This is a genomic window from Acinetobacter lwoffii, from assembly GCF_052078135.1.
GTDB classification, from domain to species: Bacteria; Pseudomonadota; Gammaproteobacteria; order Pseudomonadales; family Moraxellaceae; genus Acinetobacter; species Acinetobacter lwoffii_Z.
In genome coordinates, this window is sequence record NZ_JBQGUZ010000016.1 from 1 (window position 1) to 21,851 (window position 21,851).

The 21,851-nt window shown below is 42.1% G+C and carries 18 protein-coding genes and 1 pseudogene; 10 read left to right on the forward strand and 9 right to left on the reverse strand.

The genetic code is table 11. The features are described from left to right. Nucleotides 1-154: 154 nt before the first annotated feature. On the forward strand, nt 155-979 hold the full coding sequence (locus ACTL4S_RS11125; RefSeq protein WP_224215581.1) for a hypothetical protein: 825 nt from the start codon (nt 155-157) through the stop codon (nt 977-979). A 19-nt stretch (nt 980-998) separates the two neighbouring features. Here the strand turns inward: ACTL4S_RS11125 and ruvB are convergent, their stop codons facing one another. The 5 genes from ruvB to ACTL4S_RS11150 form a co-directional block, all read right to left on the reverse strand. Beyond that, the gene (gene ruvB / locus ACTL4S_RS11130; RefSeq protein WP_004645663.1) at nt 999-2,000 is read right to left on the reverse strand and encodes a Holliday junction branch migration DNA helicase RuvB; all 1,002 of its coding nucleotides are present in this window, start codon (nt 1,998-2,000) and stop codon (nt 999-1,001) included. Between the two features lie 235 nt (nt 2,001-2,235). Next, a complete protein-coding gene (gene ruvA / locus ACTL4S_RS11135; RefSeq protein WP_004731726.1) occupies nt 2,236-2,838 on the reverse strand; it encodes a Holliday junction branch migration protein RuvA in 603 nt (200 codons plus the stop codon). Between the two features lie 117 nt (nt 2,839-2,955). Then, the gene (locus tag ACTL4S_RS11140) at nt 2,956-4,296 is read right to left on the reverse strand and encodes a deoxyguanosinetriphosphate triphosphohydrolase (protein ID WP_005103835.1); all 1,341 of its coding nucleotides are present in this window, start codon (nt 4,294-4,296) and stop codon (nt 2,956-2,958) included. A gap of 195 nt (nt 4,297-4,491) precedes the next feature. Further along, complete coding sequence (locus ACTL4S_RS11145; RefSeq protein WP_004645659.1) at nt 4,492-4,623, reverse strand: putative transporter small subunit; 132 nt, start codon at nt 4,621-4,623, stop codon at nt 4,492-4,494. An 11-nt stretch (nt 4,624-4,634) separates the two neighbouring features. Continuing rightward, complete coding sequence (locus ACTL4S_RS11150; RefSeq protein WP_441299372.1) at nt 4,635-6,272, reverse strand: sodium:solute symporter family transporter; 1,638 nt, start codon at nt 6,270-6,272, stop codon at nt 4,635-4,637. Nucleotides 6,273-7,578: 1,306 nt separating this feature from the next. Between ACTL4S_RS11150 and purL the strand changes: the two genes are divergently transcribed. The 3 genes from purL (at nt 7,579) to ACTL4S_RS11165 (ending at nt 12,688) form a co-directional block, all read left to right on the forward strand. Further along, nucleotides 7,579-11,412: a phosphoribosylformylglycinamidine synthase gene (gene purL, locus ACTL4S_RS11155; protein ID WP_441299373.1), complete on the forward strand. Its 3,834-nt coding sequence runs from the start codon at nt 7,579-7,581 to the stop codon at nt 11,410-11,412. A 120-nt stretch (nt 11,413-11,532) separates the two neighbouring features. Then, the gene (locus ACTL4S_RS11160) at nt 11,533-12,276 is read left to right on the forward strand and encodes an abortive infection family protein (RefSeq protein WP_441299374.1); all 744 of its coding nucleotides are present in this window, start codon (nt 11,533-11,535) and stop codon (nt 12,274-12,276) included. Nucleotides 12,277-12,562: 286 nt separating this feature from the next. Continuing rightward, the gene (locus ACTL4S_RS11165) at nt 12,563-12,688 is read left to right on the forward strand and encodes a KGW motif small protein (protein ID WP_004645654.1); all 126 of its coding nucleotides are present in this window, start codon (nt 12,563-12,565) and stop codon (nt 12,686-12,688) included. A gap of 42 nt (nt 12,689-12,730) precedes the next feature. Here ACTL4S_RS11165 and ACTL4S_RS11170 read toward each other — a convergent pair whose 3' ends face one another. Beyond that, on the reverse strand, nt 12,731-14,473 hold the full coding sequence (locus ACTL4S_RS11170; RefSeq protein WP_441299375.1) for an FAD-dependent oxidoreductase: 1,743 nt from the start codon (nt 14,471-14,473) through the stop codon (nt 12,731-12,733). 170 nt (nt 14,474-14,643) lie between these two features. On the opposite strand from ACTL4S_RS11170, the pseudogene ACTL4S_RS11175 reads away from it, so the two are divergent. The 3 genes and pseudogenes from ACTL4S_RS11175 (at nt 14,644) to ACTL4S_RS11185 (ending at nt 16,626) form a co-directional block, all read left to right on the forward strand. Further along, nucleotides 14,644-15,526: pseudogene (locus tag ACTL4S_RS11175) on the forward strand (LysR family transcriptional regulator). Nucleotides 15,527-15,543: 17 nt separating this feature from the next. Then, complete coding sequence (locus tag ACTL4S_RS11180) at nt 15,544-15,861, forward strand: YqfO family protein (RefSeq protein ID WP_004279094.1); 318 nt, start codon at nt 15,544-15,546, stop codon at nt 15,859-15,861. Nucleotides 15,862-16,065: 204 nt separating this feature from the next. Beyond that, on the forward strand, nt 16,066-16,626 hold the full coding sequence (locus ACTL4S_RS11185) for a carotenoid oxygenase family protein (RefSeq protein WP_004279093.1): 561 nt from the start codon (nt 16,066-16,068) through the stop codon (nt 16,624-16,626). 269 nt (nt 16,627-16,895) lie between these two features. Here the strand turns inward: ACTL4S_RS11185 and ACTL4S_RS11190 are convergent, their stop codons facing one another. Continuing rightward, nucleotides 16,896-17,690 carry a nitroreductase family protein gene (locus ACTL4S_RS11190; RefSeq protein WP_348939392.1) on the reverse strand — a complete coding sequence of 265 codons (795 nt, stop codon included), beginning with the start codon at nt 17,688-17,690 and terminating at the stop codon, nt 16,896-16,898. Between the two features lie 71 nt (nt 17,691-17,761). Beyond that, the gene (locus tag ACTL4S_RS11195) at nt 17,762-18,562 is read right to left on the reverse strand and encodes an enoyl-CoA hydratase-related protein (protein WP_180037154.1); all 801 of its coding nucleotides are present in this window, start codon (nt 18,560-18,562) and stop codon (nt 17,762-17,764) included. 103 nt (nt 18,563-18,665) lie between these two features. Here ACTL4S_RS11195 and ACTL4S_RS11200 point away from each other — a divergent pair, with 103 nt between their 5' ends. Beyond that, nucleotides 18,666-19,235, forward strand: coding sequence for a nicotinate-nicotinamide nucleotide adenylyltransferase (locus tag ACTL4S_RS11200; protein WP_048882461.1), 570 nt, complete (start codon nt 18,666-18,668; stop codon nt 19,233-19,235). Nucleotides 19,236-19,240: 5 nt separating this feature from the next. Here the strand turns inward: ACTL4S_RS11200 and ACTL4S_RS11205 are convergent, their stop codons facing one another. Beyond that, the gene (locus ACTL4S_RS11205; protein WP_441299376.1) at nt 19,241-20,146 is read right to left on the reverse strand and encodes a LysR family transcriptional regulator ArgP; all 906 of its coding nucleotides are present in this window, start codon (nt 20,144-20,146) and stop codon (nt 19,241-19,243) included. Nucleotides 20,147-20,249: 103 nt separating this feature from the next. Between ACTL4S_RS11205 and ACTL4S_RS11210 the strand changes: the two genes are divergently transcribed. Then, nucleotides 20,250-20,855 carry a LysE/ArgO family amino acid transporter gene (locus ACTL4S_RS11210; protein ID WP_071850386.1) on the forward strand — a complete coding sequence of 202 codons (606 nt, stop codon included), beginning with the start codon at nt 20,250-20,252 and terminating at the stop codon, nt 20,853-20,855. A 448-nt stretch (nt 20,856-21,303) separates the two neighbouring features. Further along, nucleotides 21,304-21,828, forward strand: a complete 525-nt coding sequence (locus tag ACTL4S_RS11215) for a YceI family protein (protein ID WP_273799042.1) — start codon at nt 21,304-21,306, stop codon at nt 21,826-21,828. Nucleotides 21,829-21,851: the final 23 nt, after the last annotated feature.

Sequence of the window (21,851 nt, forward strand, 5' to 3'; positions counted from 1 at the left end):
CATTTCCGAGCGATTGCAACCCGATTTGATAAGCTTGCACGAAATTACCAGTCTATGATTTACATTGCTTGCATATTTATTTGGTGTAAAGCCAAATGAGGACACGCCCTAGTATGTAAGAAATAAATAATCAAATTAAAATATGTGGGGAAACGTGCAAGAACAACAAACTCAAGCTGTGGTTTTACAGCAGCCAAAAGATCAGAAAGTGTATTTAGATGTGCAACATTCAACAGATACCATAGCAATATTATCTTTCGCTTTATCTATAATTATCGCTTTAATTTTAGGCAGTTTAGCGACTTGGTTAGCTTATTGGTATGGACGGAAAAGTTTTAAATTGACAGAAATGTCTTTTAAAACTGTGGTTGAGCAAATTAAATCATCTGAAACAACTGCATTGGATTTAAACAGTAAGCTATTTAATCAACAATTAGTTCTACAGGATAGAGAGCAAAAAAACCTCCAAAAAGTACAATGGATTGATAGTTTTAGACTGCTAGCGCAGAGTTATATGTCAAAAAATATAGAGTTACTGTTTAAACTCGATAGATTTCAAGAGAAATATTTACATTTTCCCAAAAATGTAAAAATAGATGATAAAACCGAGGCAGGAAAATGTTTAGATCAAATTTCTTTGTTGATTGAAGAAAGTGTCATATTGACGAGTCATATTGCTTTATTTCTTGAATCCTATGCCCTCACAGATAATAAAATTATTCATTTTTCTGATTTTTTCAATCAAACAGCTCAAGATACCAAAAAGGAATATCTCAATATAAGCTCAAAAGAAGCTCTTACTAAATATAAAAAAACAGGAATAGTTCGAGATACTGATGAAATAAGCAAGGAGCTTTATTCTGATTCTAATGAACATATTAATTCATTAGAAAATAAAGATAGGTTGGGTGTATTGGGAGTCTATAGTCGTATGATTGGTGAGGAATTTAAAATAATAATAAATGAAAAAGCAGCCTAAGCTGCTTTTATTACCACTTCTATTTCGGTTCAGGTGGCGTCATCCCAAACTGCAAATACGCCATATTGGTAGCGATACGACCACGCGCAGTACGCATCACATAACCTTGCTGAATCAGATAAGGCTCAATCACATCCTCCAACGTACCAGAATCTTCTGCCATGGCAGCAGCCAAGGCTTCAACACCGGCAGGACCACCATCAAAACGCTCAAGCAACATTGACAAGTAACGACGATCGAGTGTGTCTAAACCATCTTTATCGACTTTGAGCATATCTAAAGCACGTTGGGCCATATCCTGATTGATTTCCCCCGTTCCTTTGACCTGAGCGTAATCACGAACTCGACGTAACAATCGGTTAGCAATACGCGGTGTACCTCGTGAGCGACGGGCAATTTCCTTTGCGCCATCTCCAGTCATCGGTACATCCATCAAGTTGGCTGAACGTTTGACAATATGGGTTAAATCTTCAACCGAATAAAACTCTAAACGTTGCACGATTCCGAAACGGTCACGCAGCGGAGAGGTGAGTAGACCGGCACGTGTGGTGGCTGCTACCAAGGTAAATGGAGGTAAATCCAGTTTAATCGAGCGCGCAGCAGGGCCTTCACCAATCATGATATCGAGTTGATAATCTTCCATCGCCGGATACAGGATTTCTTCAATCACGGGTGAAAGACGGTGAATCTCGTCAATAAACAGGACATCGCCTTCTTCCAGATTCGTTAGCATCGCTGCCAAATCACCAGCACGTTCTAGTACCGGGCCAGAAGTAGATTTCAGGTTGCCACCCATTTCTCGGGCAATAATATTGGCCAATGTCGTTTTACCCAGACCTGGCGGGCCAAAAATCAGGGTGTGATCAAGGGCTTCTTCACGGCCACGTGCTGCGCCAATGAAAATTTCCATTTGCTCGCGGACCACAGGTTGACCGATGTAGTCATCAAGGGAAGTCGGGCGAATGGCACGATCGAAGTGATCTTCGGGTTTTTCAGAACCACTGATGAGACGGTCTTGCATCTTTTGAGTTAATCTCTATGGTTTATTTGAGGTGAATAAAGTCATAGCCTCAAAATGCTCTTGGAATTTCTATGCCATTGAGTCGGCATGCTCTTACTTTTGACTGGGCAAAAGTAACAAAACCCATTTGTTAAACTGATGCTACGTCCTGATAGCACAGTTTAACAGGCGACATCCATGTCGCCAGGTAGATTCTGATACTGGCATAAATTTTATATTCAATATCTGATTGCTATTATTTATTCATCGACTTTAATGCAGCGCGGATAATATCGCTGGCTTCGGTAAATTCGCCTTTGGCGGCATTCACCAGTTTTTGTGCTTCAGCAGGCTTATAGCCCAAGGACTGTAATGCAGCTTCCGCTTCAGCCACGGCTGAATTACCCATAAACTGAATTTGTGGTGCAGTTGAATTACTTGGTGCAGCACCTGAAGCCATGGCTTTAAAGCGGTCACGCAATTCAATCATCAGGCGTTCTGCAGTCTTTTTACCCACCCCCGGAACCTTGACCAGAGTATTGATATCTTCATGTTCAACGGTGTGGATCAGCATTTCCACACTTAAAGTTGAAAGAATACCAAGCGCCATTTTCGGACCAACGCCGTTCACCTTTAATAAGGTACGGAAAATGGTTTTTTCCTGCGCATTGATAAAGCCATAAAGTAACTGGGCATCTTCACGAACAGCCAGATGGGTCCACAGGGTAATTTTTTGGCCTTTTTGCAACTGACAGAAAGTGGTTAAAGGGGTGTCAATCTCATAACCTACGCCGTTCACATTTAATAAAACAGTCGGTGCTTCCAGCGCCAGCACTTCCCCAATCAGGCATCCAATCATTTTTTATACATACTCAAATTTAATACAGGCATAGTAGTCAGCATTTTCGATAAAGGCAAAACTCTATCATTCAAAAGCAGTGATTTTGCTGAGATTGTCATCAGGTGCTCGCTCGCATCAGAGCAATCCGGCTTTATTGCCATGCAGTTCCTGCGCCAGATTATAAGCCTGATGATCGGAGAACTTGGAGACAATATCCAGTACCTGCATAATATTGTCATAATGATCAGCGCTAAACTGCGCACCCGAACGTTTTAAAATAGCCATTAAACGCTGTTCCTTAAAGCTTAAGGTTTTGTGCGGTGTGGTCAGTGGAATAAAGGCATCCAGAATCGTTTGTAAACTTTGATGCGCAATAATTTCCAGACCGGCTTTTTGCGGGTGTTCGAAGATCTTGTCTCGCGCCAGTTCTTTGGCCCGGTTAATGCCAATCTCAATGTCGGCACTACAATAACCCAGCAATGAACCTTGCAGTTGACCCATCAGAATTTCCTGCTGATGTCGGGCAAAGGCCGTGGTGACTTCATCTACCAGACGTTTCATCACCCGGCCACGTAGGGCCGCAATTTTTTGTTGCCAGGTGGTATTAGGCAGATTGATTTCTTCAGGCGTGCCATATTCTCCCAGCAAGTTCAGGAAGACTGGCTCGACTTCGGCATAACTGAGCATATTCAGGCTAATACCATCTTCCAGATCAATCAGGGCATAGCAGATGTCATCCGCAGCTTCTAAAAGATAGGTCAGCGGATGACGACAATAATGATATTCACCAAGCTGGATTAGACCCAGTTGTTCAGCAATTTCCTGCAAAATCTCTTTTTCAGACTGGTAACAACCAAATTTTGGACGCCGGCTGGCCGGGGTGTTGCCAGTCGGGTCAATCGCCTCAGAGAGCCACGGGTATTTAAGATAAGCACCCAGAGTGGCATAGGTCAGGCGCATACCGCCATCATAAGGATGGTAATCAATCTTGGTCAGCAGGCGCAGGCCTTGGGCATTGCCTTCAAACTGGCGTACATCGGCTTCCTGTTCAGGACTCAAATCTTTTAAAAAGTCGGTATGAGAAGCATCGTCAAACCATTCCCGAATAGCGTATTCACCGGCATGACCAAAAGGCGGGTTACCAATATCATGCGCCAGACAGGCGGCCTGAATGATGGCACCGACATCAGCCGGAGAAATCCAGGCAGGTAAATTATCTTTGATTTTTTCTGCAGCCAGCATACCCAGTGAACGGCCAATACAGGAGACTTCTAGCGAATGGGTCAAACGGGTATGAATACCATCGTGCTGGGTCAGTGGATGGACTTGGGTTTTGCGGTTTAACTGCCGGAAGCTTTGCGAAAAAATAATACGATCATAATCTTTATGAAACGGGCTTCGTGCCAGTTCAGTGCTCTGCTTCTTACTACCAATCCGAACTGTCGAAAGCAGTTCTAACCAACGCATTTGAGTCATTTATCATTATTCAGTGATCCACTATCTGCATCATGCCAAAAAACTAGCTCCTGCACTAGGGTAGTGCGACATGAATTGTCATGCTGCATATGGTTATTTCAGTCAGCTGGAAAAGACTGAGATTAAAAATCGAAATCATCAAATGAACAATAAAAAAGCAGACTCAATAGCCTGCTTTTTGTTTAGGATGAAGAATCAAATTAGCTCTTCGCCATTTTTCTTGGCCTGTTGTGTGTCTTTATAGACATTCAGACAAATCGTGAACAAGACCAGGCTTGCCACCAAAGGCCAAAAAAGTACATATAGAGTCAATAATTGACTTGTCATCTGAAATCTCCTTATTTACTTTTCTCAGATAGCTGGTGAAATTCAATCACCATCTTGTTGATTTGTTTAAAATCAAATTTTTCTTTGCTGTAGAGTAGCGTCAACACAGTACATACCAGCGCACTACTGCCATATGCTGTTAGTGAGCTTAACAAGGTGCCGTATTCACGCAGAAAACCGATGGTCCATGGCATGAAGCCAATACTGGCCAATATGCCAACGACCAAACCCACTTTCTTGCCGAAGAAACCAAAGGTCATCAGTCCCAGCACCACACCAATCCCCAGGGTCGCAACGAGTTCAAAGCCAAGCGCGATTAATCCCTGGATCGGAAGCCATTCAAAACGTACTATCAGAAAGCTTAAAAATGCGAGGCCTACTGACCAGTTAAAGGCCCGGGCATTCACCTTGTCCCAATACAGGCTGACAATCACCGGGAATACAATAGAACCCCAAAGCGCACCCACAAAAATCAGCATCGACAAAATGTCAAACTTCAAGGTGGCAATCACAATCCCCAGCATGGTGGCAACGATCATGGTCATACGGCCAATAAATAGCATTTTCTTTGGATCAGGACGGTTTTTCGCAATCTGTTTGCCATAAATGTCCGTCATGACAATCGCAGACAGGGCTGACAGATCCGAGTCAGCGGTAGAAGACAATGCTCCAATCACCATGATGAATAACAGCGCGACCATAAATGGAGAAAGATAAGTCGCTGCCATTTGCGGAATCAGGTTATTCAGGTTGCCATCAATGGGCTGAATACCTGCAAATAGTGCCAATAACCCCAGCATGCCTAGACCAATGACAATTGCAGCATAACCAATGGTTGCAGTGATGAAACTTGGTTTGATCAGGTCTTCACGGACTGCAAACAGGCGCTGGGCAATGGTCTGATTACCAATCGCGTAGGCCAATACGGCAACAAAAAATGGTGCGCCTTGTTCCAAGAAGGCTGTTTTAGAGAAAAAATCCAGCTGCTCCGGTTGCAGGTTATGAATCCCGCTTTGAAACAGGGAAGGTCCACCTAAGGTGAAGAACAAGGTTGGAATAATGATCACAGCCGCGACAATCATCGCCACCAGTTGACCAAAATCGGTAAAGACCGAGGAACGGAACCCCGACCAAAGGGTATAGGACAGCACACCGATACCGGTAATCAGCACGCCATGGATAAAGCTTAAAGGAGATAAAATCTCAACCAGTGCCCCAGCGGCGGTAAAGTTCACCATCAGGCTGATCACGCTGCCCACAATATTGGAACCTGCCAGAATCATCTGGCTTTGGTTGCCATGCCGGGCATGCATAATTTCTGCCAAGGTGTGGGCATTAGGCGCCAGTTCACGAAAGCGCTTGCCAAAGGGATAGATAAATAAAATCATCAGCGCACCCCACAAACCATAGTGTAGGGCACCGGAAACGCCGTATGTATATCCGGATGAAGCTGCTGCATAAAACGAGGCGGCCCAGATCCAGGTGGCGGTCATACTGGCCGCAGACATTCCAAATCCGATGGAGCCATTCGAGACCATGTAGCCATCAACATTTTCATTTTTCTGTTTAATACGTAACGATAGTAAAAAGGTGATGCCATAGAAAAGCACCATCAATAGTACAGTTGCTGTACTAGTGAATTGAAACATACATACTCCTTAAGCGGGTCACCTTTTGTTTTTGAAAATTAAATCATTGGTGACAGATTAAGGCTCTAAAATAGACAGAGCAGTGAAGCTATAGAACATCAAAAAATTAGTGTCCGAATATAGAATTTATATTCATCTCTACAGCAGAAAGGAAAAACCATTGCCAGGCCCAGAATTTGGACATTTCCTCAGCAATTCGGCTAGAGCTTAACATAAAATCATCAAATTTACTGATGAAGTGTCTATTTGGTAAGATTCTAAGCTGATATAGACGTGTAAATCTGTTCCTCTATTAGTTGAATAAAAAATAAAATTTTAGATATTTTTTTAGCAATTACAAATATTTATTTTAAATTTTTCGAGTTAAATAAAACTTGAGAATATGGATTAAATAAAAAGGTAACAAAATTTTATTATTAATCATTTCTTCATTATTTTTTTATATAGGCCTCATAATTCCTTGTGGGTTATTCTCATAAATACGAGTGGTGTTTTGCTATTTATATTCTGCTTTTTACGCATAATAGAGCTCATGAATAAATGATGAAATTTCAAAATATTGGATATGGTGGGGTAATTTTGTCGATATCATTTTTGGTCTTTTAGATGAGTAAATTTCGCTTAATTATGATCTAAGAAAATAAATATCAAATATGAAAAAATAAAGGGATTAAATAAGGAATTTTATTTTTATTCTTTTAGAAGTTGAGAATGGATGTCCGGTTTTTCCCCCGCAGATGATGTCAGATTAAAATACCACTCAGTATTAATTATTCTTTCATAGAGGGGAGTAATTTGCCTCTGTTACTGTAATGGCGGAGATCAGCGGAGAACTGTTCCTTGTAGTACAGAAAACGGCAGAAGACCTTTAACCAGTTTTCTAATCTTAGAAGTCAAAGTTAAGAGTCAATCAAAAGAATCAAAAACAGTCTGCAAAAAATACGACTTCATTAAATCTTGTAATCAAGTATTTCATTTTGGCCTAAATAGGAATTTTGGCAGGTCATGACAATAAAACCTGAATTTGATTTTGTCCCGATTGTTGTTGAAAAATAATACAATTTTTATGCAGAAAATTATTCTGAAGCGGTTTTGATTTTTCTTAAAAAAAATGTGTTAACCTGTGCGACTACATTCAATTTTCCTGACTGAAAATAAACGAAATATTTTAAAAGTCCAGGATATTTCAGACGTAGTTTTCTGATTTGGCATCTAGCCGATTTCCTTATTTCACAGTAGAATATGCGCTCTCTCAAGTCACATTGTGGCATGGTTGTTCAGACCATCCCGTGGAGCCAAAATCAGCATGTTTATCGTTGCCGGTGCACCCGCACATTCTTCTTTTAAGAAAACTCAACTATTATCGCGTTTGACGTCAATTAGTTCTGTTCAATCAATTGAAAGTCAATGGGTCTACCTCTTTGACCAAGCGCTCAGCGAGCAACAACAGCAATCAGCTTTACAGCTTCTCAACGATGGTCAATCTTTTGAATTGCACCAGGCTGCAAGTGATGAAATCCAGATTTTAGTCACACCGCGCGTCGGAACCATCTCTCCTTGGTCCTCTAAAGCGACGGACATTTTCAAAAACTGTAATACGCCGGTTCATCGACTTGAACGCGGCGTTTTATTTACTTTGAAGGGCGTAAAAGAGCTTTCTAAAGAAGCATTGCAAGTACTTCACGACCGTATGACCGAAAGCGTATTCAATGCGATTGAAGATGCTGCGGTATTATTTGTGGAAACTGCGCCAAAACCACTGAACTCGATTGATATTCTGGGTGAAGGTAAAGAAGCACTGGTAAAAGCCAATAATGAATTTGGTTTTGCATTATCAATGGACGAAATTGATTACCTGACTGAGGCTTTCATCAAGCTAGGTCGTAATCCGAATGACATCGAACTGATGATGTTTGCGCAAGCCAACTCTGAGCATTGCCGTCATAAAATTTTTGGTTCGGAATGGACGATTGATGGTGAAGTTCAGCCATTGTCGTTGTTCCAGATGATCAAGAACACCTATAAAGAATCACCGACAGATGTATTGTCGGCTTATAAAGACAACGCTTCAGTGATTGTTGGTTCGGATACCCAGCGTTTTTATCCAACCCAAGAAGACAACGGCCATCAGGTTTATAAATACAAGAGCCAAGCTGCTCACATCCTGATGAAAGTGGAAACCCACAACCACCCAACAGCAATTGCACCATTTGCCGGTGCAGCGACAGGTTCAGGCGGTGAAATCCGTGACGAGGGTGCGACCGGTCGTGGTGGTAAGCCTAAAGCAGGTTTAACCGGCTTCACGGTATCTAACCTGAATATTCCGGGCTTTGAACAGCCTTGGGAAGAAAACTACGGCAAACCATCGCGTATGGCATCGCCGTTACAAATCATGATTGAAGGCCCGCTTGGTGGTGCTGCGTTTAACAACGAATTTGGTCGTCCAGCTTTAAACGGTTACTTCCGTACCTTTGAACAAAACGTGAATGGCGATGTTAAAGGTTTCCATAAGCCAATCATGATCGCTGGTGGTTACGGAAATATCCGTCCAGATCACGTTGAAAAAGATCCGATCTTACCGGGCGATTTGCTGATCGTACTCGGTGGTCCAGCCATGCTGATCGGTCTTGGTGGTGGTGCTGCATCATCTGTAGACAGCGGTAAACTGGGTGAAAACCTGGACTTCGCTTCTGTACAACGTGAAAACCCGGAAATGGAACGCCGTTGTCAGGAAGTCATCGATACTTGCTGGCGCATGGAAGATGAGAACCCGATCGTTTCTGTACATGACGTCGGTGCGGGCGGTATCTCGAATGCCATGCCTGAACTAGTTAATGACCACGAGCTTGGTGCGGTGCTTGATCTGCGTAAGATCCCATCGCTTGAGCCAGGCATGTCACCAATGGAAATCTGGTCAAACGAAGCGCAAGAGCGTTATGTGCTTGCGATCCGTCCACAATCTCTACCGTTATTCGAATCGATCTGTGCACGTGAACGTTGTCCGTTTGCAGTACTCGGTGAAGCGACTGAAGCACGTCACTTAACTGTTGAAGATCCATTGTTCGGCAACAAGCCAGTGGATATGCCAATGCAAGTCATGCTTGGTGGTACACCGCGTATGAGCCGTTCATATGAAACTGCTCCGCGTAAAGGCGATGACTTTGATGCGTCTAAAGTGACTGATCTGAAAGATGCGATTTATCGCGTGATCAAGAACCCGACTGTGGCTTCTAAATCATTCCTGATCAGTATTGGTGACCGTTCAATTACCGGTATGGTCGCACGTGACCAAATGGTAGGTCGCTGGCAGGTTCCTGTCGCAGATGCTGCTGTGACTACAACAAGTCTTGTCGGTTACACTGGTGAAGCGATGGCAATGGGTGAGCGTCCTCCAGTAGCCTTGTTAAATCCTGCTGCTTCTGCACGTTTATCGGTGGCTGAATCGATCTCGAACATCATGTCTGCGAAGATTGAAAAAATCAGCGACATCAAATTGTCTGCAAACTGGATGGCTGCTGCGGGTCAACCGGGCGAAGATCAGGCATTGTTCGAAGGCGTGAAAGCCATCGGTATGGAAATGTGTCCTGCACTGGGTATCGCGATTCCAGTCGGTAAAGACTCATTGTCTATGCGTACCACCTGGAATGATGAAGGTGAAGACAAGTCTGTGACTTCTCCAATGTCGGGCGTGATCACTGCATTTGCGCCAGTGACTGATGTGCGTCAAACATTGACTCCTGAACTGAAAGATATTGAATCTATATTGGTTCGTATTGATCTGTCTAAAGGTCAGTTCCGTCTAGGTGGTTCGATTCTGGCGCAGGTGTATAAAGCAATCGGTTCAGTGACGCCTGATGTCGACAGTTTCGATGACTTCAAAGCATTTTTCGCATTGGTTCAAGACTGGAACAACCGTGGCTTAATCAAAGCGTATCATGACATCGGTGATGGTGGTTTATTGGCAACTGTTGCAGAAATGATGTTCGCATCACGTCTGGGTGTCGCTCTAGAAGATCAATCAACTGCAAGCCTATTTGCTGAAGAGATTGGTGCAGTTCTGCAAATTGCCAAAGCAGACTGGGAAGATCTACAAGCTGAAGTTGCAGCATCTACGCTTAAAGATGCAATTGCAGTGGTGGGTACTGTAAATAATTCTGACCAATTGTCTATCAATGGTCTGGTACTTGAACGTGCTGACCTGCAAGTGGCATGGACTGAAGTTTCTCATCAAATCCAGCGCCTACGTGACAACGTACAAACTGCAGATCAGGAATTTGCCTTAATTACTGATAAAGCGCACAAAGGTATTATCGCCCAACCAACATTCGACTTGAACGAAGCGATTGAAGCACCTTTCATTAACTTGCGTCGTCCAAATATGGCAATTCTGCGTGAGCAGGGTGTGAATGGTCATATTGAAATGGCGGCAGCTTTCGACAAAGTCGGTTTTAATACCGTTGACGTCCACATGAGTGACTTGCTGGCAGGTCGTATCAGCCTGGATGATTTTGAAGGTCTGGTGACGTGTGGTGGCTTCTCGTATGGTGACGTGATGGGCGCTGGCGGCGGCTGGGCGAAATCCGTATTGTTCAATGCTAAATTACGTGACCAGTTTGAGAAATTCTTTAACCGTCAAGAAACCTTCTCGCTGGGTATCTGTAACGGCTGTCAAATGTTGTCTCAATTGGCTCCGTTAATTCCGGGTGCGGATGCTTGGCCACGTTTCCATCGCAATACGTCTGAAGTATTTGAAGCGCGCGCAGTGAACGTTCGTGTAGAAAAGTCGAATTCAGTATTGTTACAAGACATGCAAGGTTCGATTCTGCCGATCGCTGTGGCGCATGGTGAAGGTCGTGCAGTTGCAACTGCGGAAAACTTTGCTGCATTGAATGCAGCGAATCAGGTGGTTCTACGTTATGTAGATAGCCATGGCAATGCAACTGAACAATATCCGTTGAACCCGAACGGTTCACCAGAAGGTATTACCGGTGTAACCTCTCAGGATGGTCGTGCAACGATTATGATGCCGCACCCTGAACGTAACTTCCGCGCGCTCCAGCATTCCTGGAAACCAGAAGACTGGGATCAAGACGGTGCTTGGTTACGTATGTTCCGTAATGCACGTAAATTTATTGGCTAATTGATATAATCAAGAATTAAAAAAGCCCCGAAAGGGGCTTTTTTAATAAGCAAATTATAGATTTATAGGTGATTAGATATAGAATTGAAAAAGATTAAAAAATGAATAAAGAGTCCTCAAATGTCCGATTTAATTGAAAAAGTTTTACTTTTACAAGAATTGCTAATAGCTAGAGCTACTGATACTTATGAAAAAGGTTCTTCAGAGGCATTTATGCAGCTTAGACAAGAGTTACTGACATTTAAAAACTTTTATGAATATATTCCATTTTTTATTAAAGACACACGCACATTAGATGAATTTGAAGCTAGGATTAAGTGGGATTTTGAATCTTACGCTGAACGTGAAAATTATATTTATTCAGAATTTAAAGAATTATTTAATGTATTAGAAAGTCTAGATGTTCCTCCATTGGATCAGGTAGTACAGTTGAAGATTGCTGAATTAAGCTCGGATTATATACATCAAATATGGCAGAAAGCATTAGAGCGAAGAAGTACAGATCCCGAAGGTGCGATTACATTAGCTCGAACACTTTTAGAATCGACCTGCAAATATATTCTTGATGAATACGAAGTCGGTTATGGCAATGCTCCAGATATAAATCAACTGTATAGATTGGTGAGTAAAGAATTAAACCTTGCTCCATCTCAACATACGGAGCAGACTTTCAAACAAATTCTCGGAGGATGTAGTTCCATCATTGAAGGTTTAGGATCATTGAGAAATAAAATGGGTGATGCTCATGGGCAAGGTAAAATAAACTTTAAACCTTCTCCAAGACATGCAGAATTAGCAGTGAATTTGGCTGGTACAATGTCCGTGTTTTTATTCTCATCTTGGAAATTAAAACAAGGTGAATGAATTTTTTATTATAAATATTGTTTTTAAATAGTATCTTAATTTTACTGTATGGAAAAATTAAAATAAATTCACTAACATAGGATTATTCAACCACCAATTTGGTGGATTTTTGCTTTTTAAGCATTCTGATTTTTTAATTTTTTTTCTTCCTGCTGAGTTGGTTTAGATTTTGCTTTTATATTGTATATAAAGTGCTATGGTATGTTTTATGCACAACTTTATTGCACTATAAAAGAAAGATGGAATAGATCGGTTCAGTATCAATTCTCAAAGATGAGGTGATGACATGGCTAAAACACTTAGAATAATGGATAAGGCGGCAATGCGTCAGAAAGGCTGGATGTTGTTTTGTATTGTTGTAGGACTACAAATATTGTTCGTTGTGGGCAGTTACTTGCTGCAGGGTTCTTGATCATCAGCTTTAAGAAAGCCCCCATTAAGGTGGCTTTATAATTTAAATAACCAATTGAACCTGCTTCAATACCGCCTTTAACGTATTTTCATAATCAAAAGCTTTATTGGTACTGTCCTGATAACGCCAAGCCACATAACCATCCGGACGAACCAGCACAGCACCAGATTCATGAATTTCAGACTTGGCATTCCAGGTTCCATACACATCACGATAGTCACGTGAACCAATCTGAATCACATCTAGATAAGGTAAGTTCAGTACTTCAACAGCCTGTTTCCAGCCTTTGCCAGATAAACCTGTGAGCAGGGTAAAACGACCTTTACCGGTAATATCTAAAGTCGACTGCTTTTGACTTTTGGCATTGATCAGCCAAGTATGCGGAACTTTAGCGCCTGGGCGAGTGGTTGCCTGTAAATAAAGCTGCTCATCTTTTTCAAAAATCTCAGGCTCGGATTCTGCAATCACCGTATTGGAGCTATATCGCTGGTTCAGTTCTACACCTTGTGCATTAAATTCGAAGTTTTTAATTTCCAAAGCTTCAAATAGTTTTTGACGGATTTCAGCACCTTGCTCATCTTCCGCAAAGATACGTTCCAGCATTTGCTTCTGAGTCGTCACACCTTGATCAAAACCAAAGACTTCTTTCAGGTATTTATAATCAAAACGTGACTGGTTCGCACGCGCTACAATCTGCTTGCCGACCGGTGCACGCTCGGTGGTATAGGAATCCAGCAGGGAAGGTGCAGCCCAGCCTTTTACCGCGTATGCCAGTTTCCAGCCTAGATTAAAGACATCCTGCATGCAGGTATTTGAACCTAGGCCACTCGATGGTGGATGACGGTGTACTGCATCACCACCACAGAACACGCGACCTTTAGAATATTCAGTGGCCCAGGTCTGGTTCACATACCAGTACGATAATTTCTGGATTTCAACTTCTTCGACTTCAGTACCAACAAAAGCATTCAGGCGGGCACGGACCTGTTCTTCAGTCACTTGTGGTTCGCCTTTGGAAATGTCAAAGCCCCAACCCATGATCCATTCATTCCATGGCGTAATGGCACGTAACAATCCCATACCGAGATCGCCAAAGCTGGCTTCAGGATTCACGATCCATTGCAGAATCGCAGGACGGTGCTGAACGTATTGAGAAAGATCAGCTTTAAAGGTCACATAGACGGTACCGGCACGTGCCATCACGCCTTCCAGTGGCAAGCCGAGCTGTTCCAATACACGAGATTTAGCACCATCCATACCCACCAGATATTTTGCTCTTAAGCTAAATTCAGTATTGGTAATGCGGTTCAGGAAAGTAGCAGTCACGCCATCTTCGTCCTGCACATGTGACAGGTATTCAGTATTGAAGTTATAAATTGCACCACGTTCACCGGCATTTTTCACCAGTAAAGCTTCCATTTTTGGCTGAATCAGATCGACTAATGGACATGGACTGCCTTGGATATAGTCACCATGACGTTCATCACCGGTACCCCATGCACTTAAACGGGCGATTTCTTCGCCGACCAGACTGGTGGTAATCAGGCTTTCACCCATCTGTTCCCATGGTGTTGCAATCTCTTTAACCTGTTCTTCAATACCTAAATCACGTAATACTTCCATGGCACGCTGATTGGTAATATGGGCACGTGGACTATTGGCCAGCCAGCTAAACTGGGTAAACAGTTGTACCTTGATACCATAATTGGCCAAGGCCAAACCTAATGTTGAACCTGCAGGACCGGTACCAATGATCAGAACATCAGTGTCATAGTGTTGTGTCATACAAGACTCCATGTGTATAGGTGAAGAACAAGCTATCTATATAATCAGGCAGTCTAGTAAAACAGGATCTGTTGATATAGCGATATTCATATAAACTATCGACCTATTCTTATTTGCAATACGTGGGTCATAATCTTAAGATGCTGACCTGATCAGAAACCGGGCAGGCTATGGAACTTCGACATTTACGCTATTTTATTACTGTGGCGCAGCAACAAAGTTTTACCAAGGCTGCCGAAAAACTGTTTACCGCTCAGCCGTCATTAAGCCAGCAAATTAAGGATCTGGAGCAGGAAGTAGGCGTCATGCTGTTTGATCGTTCATCCAGAAAGGTCAAACTCACCGATGAAGGGCAGGCTTTTCAGATCTATGCCGAAAAAGCACTGGAAAATGCCAAACTGGCAGTGGCAGCAGCGCGTCAGGTTGCGCAGCAGAAAAATAACCAGATTCACATTGGCTTTCTGAATGTCGCAGAAATAAAAGTGATGCCACAGATTCTGGCCCAGCTTAAAAAAACCATGCCGGACTTAAAAATCCATCTGCATAGCCTGACCTGTATGGAACAGATTCAGCGGCTAAAAAATGCTGAACTGGATTTATGTATTACCCGCTTTCATCTGGACCATCCAGATTTTGAGAATATTCATTTATTAACCGAGCAAATTTATCTGATAGCCGCTCAGCACTTACATTCTACAGATCGAATCCTGAAATTACAGGAACTAAAAAAACCATAATATAATTATGTGTGAGCAGAATGCTTCGCCCGTATTTTATGAAAAGCTGGATAGACTACTCTGCATTGATCAGCTTGAGCATGAACAGCTGTTGTGGGTGACCAATGTCTTGCAACACATCAATCTGACCAATATGGGAATGGGCTTTAGTTTTGCGCCTGAATATTTACTGCGGTTTTTGAATGAGCATGTAAAAATTGTCCAGACTGATCAGGCACTGCCAAAACTGGGCTTGTATGCAACATTTAACAAGATTTCTCAAAATCCTGCATTGAAGATGATTACCCAAGCACTTAACAATACAACAAGTATCTGAATTGTAGGAAGGAATATATGTTAAAGCTGATTTATTACGTGCCGGATGAAAACCTGGAAGACACCAAGAATGCGATATTTGCAGCAGGAGCGGGCGGTATTGGTGAGTATACGAATTGTGCCTGGCAGGTTTTAGGAACCGGACAGTTTAAACCACAGGAAGGTGCAGATCCGCATATTGGTGAAGTGGGTAAACTGGAACAGGTAGAAGAATGGCGGGTAGAAATTCTGGTGCCTGATGAAAAGGCAGTCGATGTGGCCAAGGCGCTGAAAGAAAGTCATCCTTATGAAGAGCCGGCCTTTGAGTTTATTCAGCTTCTGGATATCAAAGTCTAAAATTATAAAATTGATGCTCTGCTGCGGCGCGTTTGACTTAGCGCGCCGTTAATCTAGATTCAGAAACCAGCCGACCTGCTTTTGTTATTATCATTTCTGCCAGAATAATCCAAAGAAAAAATACAATAAGGAAAATAACAATGCCGTGGCCAAAACTGCTGAGCAGAATGCTCAAAAATACGCTTAGTAAATCCATTCAATACAGTGCAGAAATTCTGCATAGTCGTATTCCCTATTCCAGTGCACTCCAAAGCATTGATCCGCTCGATTCAGGGACCGATCGAAGATCAGGATATACGATTAGAGCGCTTTATTTTTGAACAAGGAACGGGAAAAGTGACACGAACCGTATTATCAAATATCAAGCAGGAATTTCCACGGATTAATGAAGCATTTATTGGGCGACAGTATCGTTATATCTATAGTATTTCTTTTGGTGAATTTGACGATCCTTCCCATGTCAGCAGCAATACGGTGATGTGTTTTAATTTAAGAACCAGAACCACAGAAAGTTACTCCTTTGGAGAAAACTGGGTTACTGGTGAGGCAGTCTTTGTCGCACGGGAAAATGCTCAGGCTGAAAATGATGGCTGGCTAATGTCTTATATCCATGCTTTAGATTGTAGCCCCTCGAAAGTTGTAATTCTGGATGCCCAGCATATTACAGAAGGACCCATTGCAACGATTCATTTACCAGTTCGGGTACCGGTCGGATTTCATTGTAACTGGATTGATTATCGGAAATTAAGAGCGAACTATTCTTAAAAAATGATTTAGCATCGACTTGTATTTGCTCTAAATAGATTTCTTCCTTTTCGCCATCCGCGTATCAAATATTATTTCTTTTCAAAATAGTAGTGAATTTACATTGAGGTGACATGGATGTCACCTGCCAGACAGAAGTTCAAGGATGAACCTTCTGTCTGGCAATGGCTTTGGTTACTTTGGCCTGTCAAAGTAACGAAAATGCCTACGCGTATATCAGTTAATTTAAGAAAACAGTCGAGGCCGTGATATTCATTCAATAAACGTACTTAAACCTTCTGAATAAACAGCTCACGATCAAAACGGTACTGCGGGAAGAACACGCCGTCTTCAGCACGTTCACCCGCACCAATTACCATGACCGGATACTGTTCATCATTCAATTTCAGAATTTCACGAACCATCGGCTCATCAAAACCTTCCATCATACAGCTGTCAAAACCATAAGCACGTAAAGCTAAGACCAGATTTTCACAAGCGAGCGCCGTCGTTTTGGTCGCCCACAGTTTCGCATCAGCCGGACTGAAAGCAGAAACTGGCATTTGTTTGTCCAGTGTACGGGCAACTTTGAAAGCTACTTTTTTAAAGTTACCGAAAGCATTCAGATAACCAGTCTTATAGTTGTAAGGAATATATTTATAGTATTTCTTAATTGCGGGCGGAGCTTCAGGAAATGGAAATTCATTCACATTACGTTTCGCCATTTCATCAATACGGTCGGTACGTGCGATACAGACAATTAGTTCAGAAGCTGTTTTGGCTGCCAGTTGACTCATACAGGCTTTGACCAGATGTTTTTTCTTGCTTGAATTTTGTACCACATAAAAAGTCCAAGGCTGCAAGTTCGAAGAATTCGGGGCCAACAACGCCAGATCCAGACAGGCATCCAGAACTTCGACAGGAATTGGCTTTTTGGTAAATTTACGCACCGAACGTCGGCTTTCAATCACCTTACGAAAATTATCGACATCTATATCTTGAGGTGCAGGTTCGTAATAACGTTTCTTTTCTGGATTTGAACTGTCCGTTGTTTGGGAAGAGGTTTGGGAGTTTTGATTTGGCATACTTCAGATTCTTCGAAAAATAAAAGATTGAGGCAGTCTAAACCACCTCATTGAACTCATAAGTTTGAAAATTAGTTGAATTGTGTGAAATCAGGTTTACGTTTTTGCATAAAGGCTTGAACCGCTTCCAGCATTTCTGGCGAGCCAACACGCTGCATGAAAATTTCTGCTTCATGGTCGATCCATTCTACAATTTCATTCACATTGTGTTTCATCAAGGCTTTAGATTGCACCAGTGATGCCAATGGCAGGGCAGAGAGCTGGGCAGCTTGTGCTGCTGCTTTGGTGTAAACATCTTCTTCAATGCTATTCACCAGACCTGCGTCGAGTGCTTTTTCACTATTGAATTTTTGCGCAGTCAGCAATAATTCGGCCGCTTTATGATAACCTGCTTGCTGAATCAACAGCTTGCTTGAAGCGCCTTCAGGTGATAGACCCAGACTGACAAATGGAATCTGGAACAGGGCAGTATTGTCACTATAGACCAGATCACAATGTAATAAGATCGTCACGCCAATGCCGATCGCAACACCACGCACCGCAGCAATCAAAGGCTTGGAAAATTTTGCAGCAGATTTGAGTAAAATAAACGGCGGGCCTTCAGCAGCGGGTGCTTGACCTTTCTTCGCGGCAGATTTCATAAAATCCTGCATATCATTGCCCGCACTAAAGTCTGCATCCTGACCACGTAATACAACTACACGAACTTCAGGCGCCCGATCAGCTTCATCTAAAGCTTTCGCAATCCAGAGATACAGCTCGCTATATAACGCATTTTTCGCTTCCGGGCGATTGATGGCTAAAGTGAGTACACCATGTTCTAAATTCGCATTCAAATGCTCATGAGGTTGTTGAATACAGCTCAGTGTCATCGTACTATCCTTGCTTTAAAACTTAATTTGATTTTATGGGAATGATTATGTCGCATATTTATTGGGACAGCACAACTCATGAGTCATAAAAAACTGATCCCTTATGAACTATACATTTGATTATCTGGTTTTCATTGGCCGCTTTCAGCCTTTTCATCTGGCACACATGCAAACGATTAACATTGCCCTGCAGCACAGTCAGAATGTGATTTTGGCTCTTGGTTCTGCACAAAATGAACGTAATATCAAGAATCCATTTTTGGCTTCGGAGCGTGAAGCCATGATCCTGTCAAATTTTAGTCCAGAAGATCGGGCTCGGATCAAATTTGTAGAAGTCATAGATGTTTATAATGATGAAAAATGGCAAAAACTGGTGAAATCGCTGGTGAACCAGGTTATTGAACCGGATGCCAAAGTCGGGCTGATTGGGCACTTTAAAGATGATTCTTCTTATTATTTAAAGTTTTTCCCAGAATGGGAAATGGTCGAACTTGACAGTCTTGAAGATGCCTTATCCGCCACGCCGATGCGTGAAGCTTATTATCGTGGCGAAATTCAACGGGATAAATTTCCACAAGGCACAATTGATTTTCTAGAGAATTTCCAAAAAACCACGACCTATCAGCAACTCAGTGAAAAATTTGCCCAGAATGATAAAACCAATCTAGTTTAAAAGTATCAGGTTGTTATGGGTTGATTCATGGTAGTTTGAGCATGCTGTTTCAAACATTCGCCTAAAATTTCCAGGGCAGACGACTGTTCTTTCCAGTGATGCCAATACAAGGGTACTTCAATTCGCATCTCACTCGAAAGTTCAAGCAGTTCACCTGACTCCAGCAAATCCCTGGTTTGATAGTCCGGCAGCCAGCCATATCCTAGACCCATGACAATCGCATCAAAAAACGCATGGGTCGATGGAATAAAGAAATGAGGATATTGAGCAAGGTTCAGGCCAAATTCGTGCTGAATAAATTGGGTATGGAGTTGGTCTTTTTCATTAAAAATAATGGCAGGGGCAAGGCGTAGCGCATCCCGATGTACCCCTTGATGAAACCAGTTTCGGGAAAAGTTAGGGGTGGCGACCAGACGATACTGCATCTGTCCCATCAACTCAGCCCGGCAACCTTTCATTGCCTTACTCTCTGTACTCAAACAGGCATTGACGAGACCTGCTTCTAACAGATGATGAGTCTGTGATTGATCATCTACCTGAAAATGCAGCACAATTTTATGCTGGATCAGCTGGGTTTGTAAGGTTGGTAATAGCCAGGTCGCGAGTGAATCAGCATTGGTGGCAATATTCAGGCAGTAGAAACGTTCATGTTGCAGCTGTCCACCCAGATCCTGCATCAGATTCTGTTCTAGCAAACGTTGATGCTGTAAATAATGCAATAAAGTTTGTCCTGATTGGGTCACGCGGCAAGGCCGATCTCTCACCAGAAGCAATTGTCCCAATTTTTTTTCCAGACTTTGAACACGAAGGGTCACTGCCGAGGCAGTAATATTTAGCTGCTCGGCAGCCAGATCGAAACTTCCCGTTTTTGCAACTGCGTAAAAAGCATCACATTGTTTCGCATTCAGCATATCTGTTATCTAAAAATAATTTAGTTAAATTGATATTAACTTAGTTTTAATTAATCGCATCCATTTTGTTGAATAATTCATTTATTCAAAAAAGGGGAATGTGATGTTCAGTTATATGGTGAGTGGTTTTGCTGTGGGAATGAGCCTGATTATCAGTATCGGTGCACAGAATGCTTTTGTATTAAAACAAGGTTTAAAACAACAGCATGTGTTCTGGGTCTGTGTGATTTGTGCCTTGTCTGATTCCATTTTAATTCTGCTTGGCGTACTGGGCTTTGCGCGCGTCATTGAACATTATCCGGATATTGTTATATTTTCTAAATATATTGGCGCAGGATTCCTATTTTATTATGGTTTGCACCATGCGATCAGCGCATTTAAATCAACAGAGGTTTTAGCACCAAGTGATCAGCTAACAGAGCATTTTCTACAAGTACTGATGATCTGCCTGGCTTTTACCTGGCTAAATCCGCATGTTTACTTAGACACAGTCATATTGATTGGATCAATTTCAACCCAATACGCCTTAGGAAAATGGTGGTTTGCTTTAGGTGCTGTCTGTGCTTCCTGGTTTTTCTTCTTTAGTTTGGGATATGGGGCAAAGATACTGACGCCTTGGTTCCAACATCCAAAAGCATGGAAAATACTGGATGCTATTATTGCCTGTACTATGTGGGGCGTCGCAGTGTCATTAATTCTCAGTATTTGATTCAGGCTACGAAAGCCGATAGATCGGTTAAGAGTTATCTAAGCGTGTCATTTTAGATAGTGATGGAGAATAGGCAGCGCAGAAAACAACTCTTTTCAGTGCTGCAAGCACATGGATATTTCCAATATAAATTGAACTTAAAATAAACGATCTGTCTTATATAAAAAATTTATAAAATCAGAATTTTATAAGATGAAACCAGTTTCCTGCTCGCCTAGCAGGGCCACTTATCAGAAAAAAATCAGCTCAAGTATTTTGTCCGTTAGTCATGAATGATTTTACAAAAACTTCAATAAACTGGTATAAAAATAACGAAAACCTGTTCGCTCAAAAAACAAAAAAATTAGTTTCAGATTAAGCCGTGGACTTAAATCCGATCAATAAGAAATTAAACAAGGTGGATTTAAAATTGAAAACAACAATAAAAACTGGGCTCCTTGGCCTAGCGATGTGTTTAGCTTTGACTAGTCAGTCTTTTGCAAGATCATGGACCTTAACTCCCAAAAGTGATGTCGGTTTTGAGATTAAGTCGATGGGTCTTACTGTGGTTAAAGCCAAGTTCAATCAGGTTCAATCCACGATGCAGTTTGATGCTAAAGCACCGCAAAATGCCTCAACCCATCTGGTCATGGATGTAGAAAGTTTAAGCTTTAGTAAGCCGCTATTTAAACATATGATTTTGGGCGAAGACCTGTTTTATGTAGAAAAATATAAGACTGTAATTTTTAAAAGTATCCAGTTTAAAGACTTGGGTAATGGCAAATACAATGTTTTAGGTCATTTAACCCTGCGTGGTGTGACCAAACCTGTGATTTTTGAAACCACGTTTAAACCCAGTATGTCAAATGCCAACCTGCTTGATGTTCAGGCATCTGCCGTGATTAACCGTAGGGATTTTGGTATGAAAAAAGGAATTGCCGGGGTAGGGGATAAAGTTAATCTTCATCTATCAGGCCAGTGTGAAATGAACTAGGGTAGATATAAAATACTTGATGA

Coding starts and splice junctions, on each gene's coding strand:
- ACTL4S_RS11190 (WP_348939392.1), bottom strand. CDS start 17,690: ATGCCAAATCAAAACTCCCAAACCTCTTCCCAAACAACGGACAGTTCA.
- ACTL4S_RS11210 (WP_071850386.1), top strand. CDS start 20,250: ATGTTCAGTTATATGGTGAGTGGTTTTGCTGTGGGAATGAGCCTGATT.
- ACTL4S_RS11170 (WP_441299375.1), bottom strand. CDS start 14,473: ATGACACAACACTATGACACTGATGTTCTGATCATTGGTACCGGTCCT.
- ruvB (WP_004645663.1), bottom strand. CDS start 2,000: ATGCAAGACCGTCTCATCAGTGGTTCTGAAAAACCCGAAGATCACTTC.
- ACTL4S_RS11205 (WP_441299376.1), bottom strand. CDS start 20,146: ATGCTGAATGCGAAACAATGTGATGCTTTTTACGCAGTTGCAAAAACG.
- ACTL4S_RS11195 (WP_180037154.1), bottom strand. CDS start 18,562: ATGACACTGAGCTGTATTCAACAACCTCATGAGCATTTGAATGCGAAT.
- ACTL4S_RS11215 (WP_273799042.1), top strand. CDS start 21,304: ATGTGTTTAGCTTTGACTAGTCAGTCTTTTGCAAGATCATGGACCTTA.
- ACTL4S_RS11160 (WP_441299374.1), top strand. CDS start 11,533: ATGTCCGATTTAATTGAAAAAGTTTTACTTTTACAAGAATTGCTAATA.
- purL (WP_441299373.1), top strand. CDS start 7,579: ATGTTTATCGTTGCCGGTGCACCCGCACATTCTTCTTTTAAGAAAACT.
- ACTL4S_RS11150 (WP_441299372.1), bottom strand. CDS start 6,272: ATGTTTCAATTCACTAGTACAGCAACTGTACTATTGATGGTGCTTTTC.
- ACTL4S_RS11165 (WP_004645654.1), top strand. CDS start 12,563: ATGGCTAAAACACTTAGAATAATGGATAAGGCGGCAATGCGTCAGAAA.
- ACTL4S_RS11200 (WP_048882461.1), top strand. CDS start 18,666: ATGAACTATACATTTGATTATCTGGTTTTCATTGGCCGCTTTCAGCCT.
- ACTL4S_RS11180 (WP_004279094.1), top strand. CDS start 15,544: ATGTTAAAGCTGATTTATTACGTGCCGGATGAAAACCTGGAAGACACC.
- ACTL4S_RS11145 (WP_004645659.1), bottom strand. CDS start 4,623: ATGACAAGTCAATTATTGACTCTATATGTACTTTTTTGGCCTTTGGTG.
- ruvA (WP_004731726.1), bottom strand. CDS start 2,838: ATGATTGGATGCCTGATTGGGGAAGTGCTGGCGCTGGAAGCACCGACT.
- ACTL4S_RS11140 (WP_005103835.1), bottom strand. CDS start 4,296: ATGACTCAAATGCGTTGGTTAGAACTGCTTTCGACAGTTCGGATTGGT.